Source organism: Arsukibacterium sp. (genome assembly GCF_033721375.1).
Taxonomy (GTDB): domain Bacteria; phylum Pseudomonadota; class Gammaproteobacteria; order Enterobacterales; family Alteromonadaceae; genus Alishewanella.
In genome coordinates, this window is the sequence record NZ_JAWWAP010000008.1 from 169,562 (window position 1) to 180,523 (window position 10,962).

Here is a 10,962-nt window from a genome sequence, read left to right on the forward strand (position 1 = left end):
GGAACAGCAGATGCATGTTACTGAAGTAAAACACCCACTGGTTCAGCATAAAATCGGCCTGCTCAGGGCAGCGGATATCAGTACCAAGCAATTCCGGCAACTGGCCAGTGAGCTGGGTAGCTTACTGACCTATGAAGCCACTAAGGACCTGGTTACCGAAACGACGACTATCGATACCTGGCATGGTCAGTGTCAGATTGAACAGATCCAGGGCAAAAAAGTGACTATAGTGCCGATTTTACGAGCAGGTTTAGGTATGCTCGATGGCGTGCTGGATTTACTGCCCAGCGCCCGGATCAGCGTGGTTGGCGTTTATCGTGACGAAACCAGTTTGCAGCCAGTGCCTTATTTTCACAAGCTGGCCGCAGACTTAAACCAGCGCCTGGCGCTGGTGGTCGATCCGATGCTGGCCACCGGCGGCTCGATGATTGCCACCATTGATTTGCTGAAAAAACAGGGTTGTCAGCACATTAAAGCACTTGTACTGGTTGCAGCGCCAGAGGGGATTACTGCCCTTGGCCAGGCCCACCCCGATATTGAACTCTATACTGCGGCTATCGACAAGGGATTAAACGAGCAGGGCTATATTTTACCGGGTCTGGGCGATGCCGGTGATAAATTATTTGGCACCCGTTAAACACCGTTGCCTGGCAGCATAAAACATGGCACCTTGGTGCCATTTTTCGTTAATGGACATTTGTTGTGGATTTAATCCCCTGGCATTACCCTACCCACTTCGGCTTTACGTTACGCGGCTATTACACCAAACCCAGTGGCAAACCACTACTGCATATGTTGCATGGCAACGGTTTTTGCAGCCGCACTTACCTGCCGTTACTGCAACATTTACAGCTGCACTTTGATTTTTTCCTGTCCGATGCCCAGGGCCATGGCGACAGCGATCACGGAGGGCCGTTTTTAGGCTGGAATGCCAGTGCCGAGCTGGCTGAAGCCGCTTTACTGGCGCACCGGCACCTGTTTGCCGGTCAGCCGGTTATTGGCGTTGGCCACAGTTTTGGCGGCGTGTTAACCGCGTTAATTAACAGCAAAGCGGCCAGCCCGTTTCAGCAGACCATCCTGTTGGATCCGGTGTTGTTTACCCCTTCTATGCTAACCGTAATGCGCTCGTTGCAGGGGATTGGCCTGTACCACAAAAACCCGATGGCTAAAGCGGCTATCCGCCGCCGCCGGCACTGGCCGGATAAAAACACTGCTTACCATTACCTGCATAACCGCGGCATGTTTAAAAAATGGCAGCCCGAGGCCCTGGCGGCCTATATTGACCATGCCCTGACTGACTCTGAGCAGGGTTTTAGTCTGAAATGCCAACCGGAACGCGAAGCTGAAATTTTCAGCTCGTATCCTGATAAGCTTTGGCAGCAACTGAGCCAGCCGTGTCCCCCTACCCTGATAATTTATGGTGACAGCAGTTACCCTTTTATCGGCAAAGCGGTTAAAAAATGGCAAGGTCGTAATCCGGCCATAACAAGTATGGTTACCGCAGGCGGGCACTGCTTTATGCAAGAAAACCCGGCAGCTACTGCCCGGCTTATATTGCAGCATTTAAAGCTGAGCAGCGGGTAAAATTGGCGTTATAAATAACGCTGCTTTACGTTATACTGCCCAAAATGAAATCAGAGTATGCAGATGAAAAAGTCGTTATTACTAGTGGCACTGGTGTTGGCAGGCTGCAGCCAGCTACCTGCTCCTGAACAGGTTGCCCCGGATAAAATCAGTAACATTGAGCCAGCACCGCAGCAAGTGCAGGAAGAAGTGGTGCCTGACAGCGAAACTACCGAGGCTATTGCCACTAATTTCGAACAGATATTTATCGACAGTGATGTCAGTTATACCGGCACCCTGCCCTGTGCTGATTGTCCCGGGATTCAATATCACCTGAATTTATACCGCGATGGTCGCTTTGAAGTGCGTCAGGAATATCTGGAGCGCGGTGATATTAGTATTATCAAGGGGATCTGGTTACTGGAAAAACGTAACCTGCATCTGGTTAACCAGCAGCAAACCCTGCCGGCATTTTACTTTTCCAATAACAATCAGTTAGCGATGCTTGATCTGGCAGGCAAGCCGATAAGTTCTGCGCTGAATTATCAGCTAAAGCGGGCACCGGAGTTTATTAAGCTCGATACCCGCCAGCCCATGCTGGGTCTGTATTTACTCCAGAATAACCAGGCAACTTTTACCCTGTGCCAGTCTGGTGAAAGTCTCAGTGTTGCCAACACCCAGCATCACCTACCGATGATGCGTCATTACCAGCAGGACGAGCGACTGCGTAACAATGCCGTAATTGCCACCCTGGTGGGCCGCAAGAGCATCAACGAACAGGGTGAAACGCAATTGCTGATTGAAAAGTTTGAACAGTTCTGGCCCAACGCTACCTGCCCTGACGCTTATGCGCCCGGCCAGTTCCAGGGTATTGTCTGGCGCGCAGAGAAACTGGCGGGCCGATACCTGCCGCAGCAATTGAATGTCAGAATGCTATTTGACCGGCAAGACCGCTTATATGGTTTCGCCGGCTGTAATAGTTTTAATGGCAGTTACAAGCAGCAGGCTAACCGGCTGAATGTCGCAGGCCTGGCCAGCACCCAGAAATACTGCAGTGACAGCAGCGAGCTTGAGCAGCAATTTACCCGCTCACTGCAAGCAGCCGACAGAGCCGAAGTAAACGGCGCTAAACTGCAATTGTTTAAAGACAATAACCTGCTGATAGAATTTAAACCTGCACTTAATTAGCCAAACCTGGCTCAAGCTTATAACTAAACGGTGCTTTTTTGGCGCCGTTTTTTTTGCCGCAATTGTCAGTTTGCGTCGCGCCTGTTCCGTATATTTCAGATAAAAAAATACCCTCAGCCACGTTAATGTTGAGGGTATTTTAAGCCACGGTTAAGTGGCTTCCGATGCTATCGGCTTATATCAGACTAAGGCTTCTTTTGCTTTAGATACTAAAGCAGTGAAAGCGGCTTTGTCGTATACAGCGATGTCGGCCAGGATCTTACGATCGATTTCAACAGAGGCTTTTTTCAGGCCTGCGATGAAACGGCTGTAAGATAAACCGTTCATCCGTGACGCTGCGTTAATACGCGCGATCCACAGTTGACGGAACTGACGCTTACGCTGACGACGGTCACGATAAGCATATTGACCGGCTTTAATAACGGCCTGGAAAGCAACACGATAAACACGACTGCGGGCACCGTAGTAACCTTTAGCCTGGTTTAACACCTTCTTATGACGCGCGCGCGCCGTCACACCACGTTTTACTCTTGGCATTTCTGACTCCTGTTAATTATGCGTACGGCATGCAACGGACTAAGCCGGCAATGTCTACTTTAGCGACTAAGGTTTTTGGACCTAACTGACGCTTACGCTTAGAAGTCTTCTTCGTCAGGATGTGGCGAAGGTGTGATTGCTTACGTTTAAAGCTACCAGAAGCGGTTTTTTTGAAACGCTTCGCGGCACCTTTATTGGTTTTCATCTTTGGCATAGTATTTAAACTCGCATTGTTAAGTTACAACGAATAATAAGGCGTTAAAAAACTGCGGCAAGCCGCAGTTTCCTAAACTTGAAGGCACTTATTACTTCTTATTTGGGGCCAGCATCATGATCATCTGCCGACCTTCCACCCGTGAAGGGAAAGATTCGCAGACAGCGATATCAGACAAGTCCTCTTTAATCCGAGAAAGCATCTCAATACCGATTTCCTGATGCGCCATTTCACGACCACGATAGCGCAGCGTTACTTTAGCTTTGTCACCCTCTTCAATGAAGCGACGCAGGTTGCGTAGTTTTACCTGGTAATCGCCTTCGTCAGTTCCAGGCCGGAATTTTATTTCTTTAATCTGGATCTGTTTTTGCTTCTTCTTCTGCTCTTTCAGAGCTTTACTCTTTTCGAACAGGAACTTACCGTAGTCCATCAACTTACAAACTGGTGGTTCGGCTGTCGGGCTGATCTCTACTAAATCATTGCCACTGTCTTCAGCCAGTTTTATGGCTTCAGCAATACTTACTACACCCAGTTGCTCACCTTCGACGCCAATTAACCGCACTTCCGGCAGATTAATTTCTTCGTTTATCCTGTTAGGACGGTTTGCAGGTAATGTTTTCTTTCCTACTTTAATAGTATGTTCCTCCGAAAAATTATTCTTATCGCTTATTGGTTTATATCCGGGTCTTAATCTCAGCCGTCAGCTTTTCTACAAAAGCGGCTACTGACATCTTACCAAGGTCTTCACCTTTACGCGTTCTCAGGGCGATATCGCCCGCTTCCATCTCTTTATCGCCAACGACAACAAGATAAGGAATACGCTTAAGCGTGTGCTCGCGAATTTTAAAGCCTATCTTCTCATTTCTCAAGTCACTAATTGCTCTAATACCGTGAGATTTGAAAGTTTTTACTAAATTTTGCACATATTCGGCCTGATTATCGGTAATATTCATCACCACAACCTGAGTCGGGGCTAACCAAGCCGGAAACAGGCCGGCATATTCTTCGATTAAAATACCGATAAAACGCTCAAGTGATCCCAGAATAGCCCGGTGAATCATTACCGGTACCAGCTTGTCACCGCCTTCCGAGACAAAAGTAGCACCGAGCCGACCCGGTAAGGCAAAATCTAACTGAATCGTGCCGCACTGCCAGGCCCGACTTAAACAATCGTGCAGGGTAAATTCAATTTTCGGACCGTAAAACGCACCTTCACCCGGCTGCAGATCATAGTCAATGTTATTGCTTTTCAGCGCTTCAATCAGACCCTGCTCGGCTTTATCCCAGCTTTCATCTGAGCCGATGCGCTGCGCCGGCCGGGTCGACAGTTTTACTTTAACGTCTTTAAAGCCAAAAGTGCTGTAAACATCAAATACCATCTGAATACATTTGGTCACTTCGGCCTGCACCTGATCTTCAGTACAGAAAATATGGGCATCGTCCTGAGTAAAACCGCGCACCCGCATTAACCCGTGTAAGCCACCTGATGGCTCGTTGCGATGACAGCAACCAAACTCAGCCATTCTCAGTGGCAAATCGCGGTACGATTTTAAACCCTGATTAAAAATCTGGACATGGCCCGGGCAGTTCATTGGCTTAATGGCATACTCGCGGTGTTCAGACTGAGTGGTAAACATGTTTTCGGCATATTTCTCCCAGTGACCTGATTTTTCCCACAACACCCGATCCATCATTAACGGACCTTTTACTTCGTCGTAGTCGTACTCGCCCAGTTTTTCCCGGACAAAGCTTTCCAGCTCGCGGAAAATGGTCCAGCCATCATTGTGCCAGAACACCATCCCCGGCGCTTCTTCCTGCCAGTGAAATAAGCCCAGTGCCTTGCCTATTTTGCGGTGATCGCGCTTTTCTGCTTCTTCTAACTGCAGTAAATAAGCCGCTAACTGTTTTTTGTCTGCCCAGGCGGTACCGTATACCCGCTGCAGCATTTTATTTTTCGAGTCGCCACGCCAGTAGGCGCCGGCCACTTTCATTATCTTAAAGTGCTGGCAAAACCGCATATTAGGCACATGCGGGCCTCGGCACATATCGATATATTCTTCGTGATGATATAAACCCGGCTGATCGTCTTTACTGACGTTTTGCTCCAGGATTTCCATTTTGTAGCTTTCGCCGCGGGCTTTAAAAGTATCATAAGCCTGTTGCCAGCTGACTTTATGCTTGATTACGTCATATTCGGTTTTGGCAAGCTTAAGCATCCGCGCTTCGAGCTCAGCTAAATCATCGCTGCTGATTGGCTGATCAATATCCACATCATAATAAAAGCCGTTTTCAATGACCGGGCCAATCGCCATTTTCACATTGGGCCACATTTGCTTAATCGCATGGCCTAATAAGTGGGCACAGGAGTGACGGATAATTTCCAGGCCGTCCTGATCCTTGCTGGTAATAATGCTAAGGGTAGCGTCGGTGCTAATTGGATCACAGGCATCAACCAGCTGACCATTTACCTTACCGGCAATGGTGGCTTTCGCTAAACCGGGACCGATGTCTTTGGCGACATCCATAACAGATACAGCAGAATCAAAGGCGCGCTGGCTGCCATCAGGCAGAGTAATAACTGGCATGATTTATCCTTTTACAGTGGTGGCCCACACCAAGGGTCACTTGTTTAATAATGGGAATATTCACCAAGCCCGCTTCGACAGTTAATGGCTTACACCAAAAGTCATTTGCCAAAGCTTGTGGTTTGGAAATATTAAATGCGGCGCTATAGTAACATCAGGCGCAGGGCTTGACTACTTTGGTCTGCTTACTCTTCTTTTAACAAGCAGCGACACGCTTTAGCTTCACCATTAAGCCAAAGACCGGCAAGGTTAACGTCACCTTTTAAAATGGGCGCAATTAAACTATCAGAAACAGAGCACATCGGGCCAGTGGCGTAAGGCCCGGCATAAATTAACCGGCCGTTTTCAAAAATCAGCACCGCCGGGCTCGCAGGAAGCACAAAACCAGCGGCCACAACGTCGGCTAATTGACGCCGGTGCTGAGACGTTCCAGGCACCTGATAATCACCGGCAAATAAAGCCATATGATTCTCTGCTCTGCTATTACAGATACAATTTGGCTGCTGCACATGCACGACCTGGATACCCGGGGTCACTTCCACCTTAAGCGCCGACAAGTTAAATTCGGTAGTTACAGAATTTTGCCAGTCGATATCGCCCGCAAACTGGCCATAATGCTGATTACCAAAATAGAACAAACCCGCACTGGCCAAAACCACCCAAACAACAAACAGTGGCAGCAGCAACATGACACGCTGTTGGTTTGTGCTCACTGCCTTTAGACGCGGAATTTTGCTGACTCTTTAGTCAATGCCACCGTGATTTTTTCTAAACTATCAGCACTTTGTAACACTTTAATCCCAAGCTCGTTTTGCTCTGATGTCATTTGATTAAGCTGCTGTACACTTTGGGCAACGTCATTGCTGGATGCACTTTGTTGCCGCAACGCGCTTGCCATCGTATCAGACGAATTTGCAACCTGCCTGGCTTGTTCCAGAATAGTTTGCAACAACTGGCCGCTTTGTTCGGCGTGCTGACGGGTGTTCTCCAGCTGTTCCACACTGCGTTTAACCTCAGTGACTGATTGGGCACTGTTGTCGACCAATCGCTCAATCAGTTGTTTAATTTCATCAGTCGAACCCCGGGTGCGCGATGCCAGGGTACGCACTTCATCAGCAACGACGGCAAAGCCGCGACCTTGCTCGCCCGCTCTGGCAGCTTCTATTGCCGCATTAAGGGCCAATAAGTTTGTCTGCTCGGCAATAGACTGAATAACATCCAGCACTTTACGGATATCTACCGTAGCACTGGCCACATCATTTACCTTATGGCCGGTATCGCTTAGCTGGCTGGCCAATTGCTGAACTGAGCTTATAGTATTACTTACTGACGATTTACCGTCATCTGCTGCCGTCTCTGCCGCTTTGGCAAATTGCAGTACCTGCTGCGACAAATTAAAGACATCCTGAATACTATGCGACATTTGCTCAGTAACCGCAGCTATCCGCTCTACTTCGCTCATCTCATTGCGCATGCTGAGAGCCAGCGCGTCACCTTCGGCCCTTAAAATACCTGATTCCTGATTTAACGTTACAGACTGCTGTTCAATAGTAGTCAGTGTTTTGTGCAGGGTATCAAACACGGCATTAAAGTTGTCAATCACCCGTGAGTTCAAATCAGCGCAACGATGAGTAAGTTCAACCTTGCCATCGCTGGTTAAAAGCCGCTCAGTAACATCAAATAAACTCTGACCAACGCTGGCCTCACGGTAACTTTGTCTGGAAATAATGATTAATACTGCGGCCTCCACTACCACAAACACCGCATGCACCATAATAATTCCCAACGACAAGCTCTGTGGCGGTACTAAATAAATACCGGCACCTTGCATTTGCAACCACATAAATAACAGGTGATGTACGGTAATAGTGACTGCTGCCGTCAGAATGACCAGATAGTCCCGAAAAGCAATTAACAATGCCAGCAACACGAAAATACCAAAATGCATTTCCAGCATGCCTGCAGCCTGATGGATATGCAGCGCTGCAAAAAACATAAAGCTGATACCAAAACTCACCCTGGCCAGCAAGTGATCGCCTAGTAAGCGGTATAACACTATTGGCATTAAGGCACTGGGCAAACCGATCAGCAGTGCCGACAGCCAGGTGCTGTGCCAACTGGCTAATACCAATGCCATAAAAAACAGCGCGATATTAACTACACTCATAATATTGTAAGCTTGCACACGAAAACGAGGGGTAACGATAGCCATGTAAACTCCAGGCACTATTAGATGGGCACGAATATGATAATTAACATTGCTGGCAACTTTAGCAATCACTTTCGTTTTAAAAGTTGTTTTACGTCATAAAAGGCGGTTTTCGATCAGTGATCTTTCTGTTTTATCAGCCATACTAAATTGACAGCGGAACAGGGAGCTAACCGATGTGGCAGGCGATTGCAGATAGTATTAACAGTGAATTGGATATCGACTTTAAAGTTGCAGATAAAACGCAGCTTACCGGTGGCGATATTAATCTGGCGTTTAAAATCAGTGGCAATGGTCGTGACTTTTTCGTCAAGCTGAATCAGCGCGAGCAGCTGGAGCAATTTGAAACCGAAGCGCTTGGCCTGCGTACCCTGCGCCAGCACCACTGTATCAGGGTGCCCGATGTCATCTGCTACGGCCAGACCATTGATAAAGCCTTTCTGGTTTTAGAATATTTACCGTTACTAAAAGAAAGTGGCAGTGGCTGGCAGCAACTGGGCCAGCAGTTGGCGCTGTTGCACCAACAGCATGAACAGGCGATGTTTGGCTTTGACTGGGATAATGCCGTTGGCCGCACGCCACAGCCCAATAAATGGCAGAGTAACTGGAGCAGTTTCTTTTCTGAGCAACGCCTTGGCTGGCAACTGCAATTGTTACTGGAACAAGGCTTTGGTTTTGGCAACATTGATTATCTGGTCGAGCAATGCCGGCAGCGGCTGGCCCATCATCAGCCGGCGCCCAGTTTGCTACACGGCGATTTATGGCGCGGCAATGTCGGTTTTATTGCCGGCTCACCGGTAATATTTGACCCGGCCTGCTACTATGGCGATCAGGAAACTGACGTCGCTTTCACTGGCTTGTTTGGCCGTTTCCCTGACGCTTTTTATCAATACTACCAACAGTTTAATAAACTGCCGGATGGTTTTGAACAGCGCAGGGATCTGTATAATTTATACCATGTGTTAAATCATGCGTATTTGTTTCGTGGCAGTTTTCTGGTACAAGCACAGGAGATGATAAAACAGCAATTTTATTAGGATGTATTATGTCAGATTCGGACAGCCCGGTCGCACTGGTTACCGGCAGTGCTAAACGTTTAGGCAAACAAATAGTCTGTCAGCTGCATCAGGCAGGCTACCGGGTTATCATTCATTTTAATCAATCAGCAGAAGCGGCCAGCAGCCTGGCCGACAGTCTTAACCAGCAGCGGCCAAATAGCGCTGTCACCCTGCAGGCCAACCTGCTTGAGGATCAGGCCGTTAAGCAACTTGCTGCCCAAGCCCTGGCCTGTTTTAACCGGTTGGATGTGCTGGTTAACAATGCCTCCGGCTTTTACCCAACCCCACTGGCCAGCGCGACTTTAGCAAACTGGGATGATTTATTTGGCAGTAATGTTAAAGCGCCGTATTTTTTAGCGCAAGCCCTGGCGCCGGCGTTATCCGACAATAACGGCTGTATTATCAATATGGTGGATATCCACGCCCAGCAGCCACTGCAGGATCACAGCATTTACTGCATGGCGAAAGCGGCATTATTAATGATGACAAAATCGCTGGCCCGCGAATTAGCACCTACAATAAGAGTCAATGGCATAGCCCCGGGGGCCATTTTATGGCCAAGTCAGCAATTAGCTGAGGCAGATAAGGCAGATGTTTTGCGGCAAATACCCCTGCAGCGAACCGGTACCCCGGAAGATATCGCCAACACCGTGCTGTTTTTGCTGCAATCGCCTTATATCAGCGGCCAGATCATCGCAGTTGATGGCGGTCGCAGTCTGGGAGCAGCAGAAAAAGCCTGAGCGAAAGGAGGCAGTATGAGCGTATTAACCAAAACCATCAGTTGCCCGTTTTGTGGCCATCCGGTGCATATGGATATAGAAGTAACTGACGATGATCAGGAGTACATAGAGGATTGCAGCAATTGCTGCAATCCCATTCACTTAAAGGTACATAAAGATATTCAGCATCATAGTGTGCAAATTTTTGTTGATGCTGACGACGAACAATATTACTAGGCTGGTAACAGCGGCTAGTGATCAGCCCCAAAGCGCTCTGCCATTACCCGCTCAACCGTTTTAATAATGGTCAGGGTTTGCTGATCCAGCTCAATATTCAGCATATCGCCTTCACGCTTCTCACCCAGGGTGGTAATGGCCAGCGTTTCCGGAATTAAATACAGGCTAAAGCCGCTGTCAGTCACCTCGCCCACCGTTAAACTGCAGCCCTCCACGGCAATAAAGCCTTTGGCCAGAATATAAGGCAAAAAGCTTTTATCCAGAGTAAGTTCCATACTCACCTTGTGCTGCTCGCGCGTCAGTCTGGTTAAAATGGCGGTGGTCTGAATATGGCCTGACACAATATGGCCGCCCAGTTCGCTGCCAAATGTCAGCGAGCGTTCCAGGTTAACATGACTGCCCACGGCAAGCTTACCTAAATTGGTTTTGCTCAGGGTTTCGCTAATGACATCAAAACTTGCCCAACCGGCCGCGCTGTCAAAAGCGGTAACTGTTAAACATACGCCGTTAATAGCAATACTGGCACCGCGCTCCAGCGCCTGCAAATTGGTAGGCGGCACCGCTAAAGTCAGGCGGCGCAGCTGCCCTTCATCGCGAATTTCGCGCACTTGCGCGGTTGTCTGAACTATTCCGGTAAACATAAAACCTCAAT

General features: G+C 48.4%; 13 protein-coding genes. 6 read left to right on the top strand and 7 right to left on the bottom strand.

The genetic code is table 11. The features are described 5' to 3' along the window. Window positions 1–10: 10 nt before the first annotated feature. The 3 genes from upp (at window position 11) to R3187_RS13885 (ending at window position 2,751) form a co-directional block, all read left to right on the top strand. On the top strand, window positions 11–637 hold the full coding sequence (gene upp, locus R3187_RS13875) for a uracil phosphoribosyltransferase (protein WP_318967652.1): 627 nt from the start codon (window positions 11–13) through the stop codon (window positions 635–637). A gap of 65 nt (window positions 638–702) precedes the next feature. Beyond that, window positions 703–1,584, top strand: coding sequence for an alpha/beta hydrolase (locus tag R3187_RS13880; RefSeq protein ID WP_318967653.1), 882 nt, complete (start codon window positions 703–705; stop codon window positions 1,582–1,584). Between the two features lie 63 nt (window positions 1,585–1,647). Further along, window positions 1,648–2,751, top strand: coding sequence for an META domain-containing protein (locus R3187_RS13885; RefSeq protein WP_318967654.1), 1,104 nt, complete (start codon window positions 1,648–1,650; stop codon window positions 2,749–2,751). A gap of 180 nt (window positions 2,752–2,931) precedes the next feature. On the opposite strand, the gene rplT is transcribed toward R3187_RS13885, so the two are convergent. The 6 genes from rplT to R3187_RS13915 all read right to left on the bottom strand — a co-directional run bounded on the left by rplT (window position 2,932) and on the right by R3187_RS13915 (window position 8,299). Then, window positions 2,932–3,288: a 50S ribosomal protein L20 gene (gene rplT / locus R3187_RS13890; protein ID WP_019676566.1), complete on the bottom strand. Its 357-nt coding sequence runs from the start codon at window positions 3,286–3,288 to the stop codon at window positions 2,932–2,934. Between the two features lie 16 nt (window positions 3,289–3,304). After that, a complete protein-coding gene (gene rpmI / locus R3187_RS13895; protein WP_027672243.1) occupies window positions 3,305–3,502 on the bottom strand; it encodes a 50S ribosomal protein L35 in 198 nt (65 codons plus the stop codon). A gap of 91 nt (window positions 3,503–3,593) precedes the next feature. Continuing rightward, entirely contained in the window at window positions 3,594–4,136 is a 543-nt protein-coding gene (gene infC, locus R3187_RS13900) for a translation initiation factor IF-3 (RefSeq protein WP_318967763.1), read from the bottom strand. 40 nt (window positions 4,137–4,176) lie between these two features. Further along, window positions 4,177–6,087 carry a threonine--tRNA ligase gene (thrS, locus tag R3187_RS13905; protein ID WP_318967655.1) on the bottom strand — a complete coding sequence of 637 codons (1,911 nt, stop codon included), beginning with the start codon at window positions 6,085–6,087 and terminating at the stop codon, window positions 4,177–4,179. A gap of 185 nt (window positions 6,088–6,272) precedes the next feature. Next, window positions 6,273–6,776, bottom strand: a complete 504-nt coding sequence (locus R3187_RS13910) for a DUF6436 domain-containing protein (protein ID WP_318967656.1) — start codon at window positions 6,774–6,776, stop codon at window positions 6,273–6,275. 29 nt (window positions 6,777–6,805) lie between these two features. After that, on the bottom strand, window positions 6,806–8,299 hold the full coding sequence (locus tag R3187_RS13915; protein ID WP_318967657.1) for a methyl-accepting chemotaxis protein: 1,494 nt from the start codon (window positions 8,297–8,299) through the stop codon (window positions 6,806–6,808). Window positions 8,300–8,472: 173 nt separating this feature from the next. Between R3187_RS13915 and R3187_RS13920 the strand changes: the two genes are divergently transcribed. From R3187_RS13920 to R3187_RS13930, 3 genes are read left to right on the top strand one after another with little or no spacing between them, the layout of a single operon-like run. Next, a complete protein-coding gene (locus tag R3187_RS13920; protein WP_318967658.1) occupies window positions 8,473–9,333 on the top strand; it encodes a fructosamine kinase family protein in 861 nt (286 codons plus the stop codon). A gap of 8 nt (window positions 9,334–9,341) precedes the next feature. Continuing rightward, window positions 9,342–10,094, top strand: a complete 753-nt coding sequence (locus tag R3187_RS13925; protein ID WP_318967659.1) for a pteridine reductase — start codon at window positions 9,342–9,344, stop codon at window positions 10,092–10,094. A 15-nt stretch (window positions 10,095–10,109) separates the two neighbouring features. Then, window positions 10,110–10,310: a CPXCG motif-containing cysteine-rich protein gene (locus tag R3187_RS13930; RefSeq protein ID WP_318967660.1), complete on the top strand. Its 201-nt coding sequence runs from the start codon at window positions 10,110–10,112 to the stop codon at window positions 10,308–10,310. Window positions 10,311–10,324: 14 nt separating this feature from the next. Here the strand turns inward: R3187_RS13930 and R3187_RS13935 are convergent, their stop codons facing one another. After that, window positions 10,325–10,951: a riboflavin synthase subunit alpha gene (locus R3187_RS13935; protein WP_318967661.1), complete on the bottom strand. Its 627-nt coding sequence runs from the start codon at window positions 10,949–10,951 to the stop codon at window positions 10,325–10,327. Between the last annotated feature and the right edge of the window lie 11 nt (window positions 10,952–10,962).

What these genes read in the sequence shown, in the direction of transcription:
- upp (WP_318967652.1), top strand. Translation starts at nt 11, where the DNA reads ATGCATGTTACTGAAGTAAAACACCCACTGGTTCAGCATAAAATCGGC.
- R3187_RS13885 (WP_318967654.1), top strand. Translation starts at nt 1,648, where the DNA reads ATGAAAAAGTCGTTATTACTAGTGGCACTGGTGTTGGCAGGCTGCAGC.
- rplT (WP_019676566.1), bottom strand. Translation starts at nt 3,288, where the DNA reads ATGCCAAGAGTAAAACGTGGTGTGACGGCGCGCGCGCGTCATAAGAAG.
- rpmI (WP_027672243.1), bottom strand. Translation starts at nt 3,502, where the DNA reads ATGCCAAAGATGAAAACCAATAAAGGTGCCGCGAAGCGTTTCAAAAAA.
- thrS (WP_318967655.1), bottom strand. Translation starts at nt 6,087, where the DNA reads ATGCCAGTTATTACTCTGCCTGATGGCAGCCAGCGCGCCTTTGATTCT.
- R3187_RS13910 (WP_318967656.1), bottom strand. Translation starts at nt 6,776, where the DNA reads ATGTTGCTGCTGCCACTGTTTGTTGTTTGGGTGGTTTTGGCCAGTGCG.
- R3187_RS13915 (WP_318967657.1), bottom strand. Translation starts at nt 8,299, where the DNA reads ATGGCTATCGTTACCCCTCGTTTTCGTGTGCAAGCTTACAATATTATG.
- R3187_RS13920 (WP_318967658.1), top strand. Translation starts at nt 8,473, where the DNA reads ATGTGGCAGGCGATTGCAGATAGTATTAACAGTGAATTGGATATCGAC.
- R3187_RS13925 (WP_318967659.1), top strand. Translation starts at nt 9,342, where the DNA reads ATGTCAGATTCGGACAGCCCGGTCGCACTGGTTACCGGCAGTGCTAAA.
- R3187_RS13930 (WP_318967660.1), top strand. Translation starts at nt 10,110, where the DNA reads ATGAGCGTATTAACCAAAACCATCAGTTGCCCGTTTTGTGGCCATCCG.
- R3187_RS13935 (WP_318967661.1), bottom strand. Translation starts at nt 10,951, where the DNA reads ATGTTTACCGGAATAGTTCAGACAACCGCGCAAGTGCGCGAAATTCGC.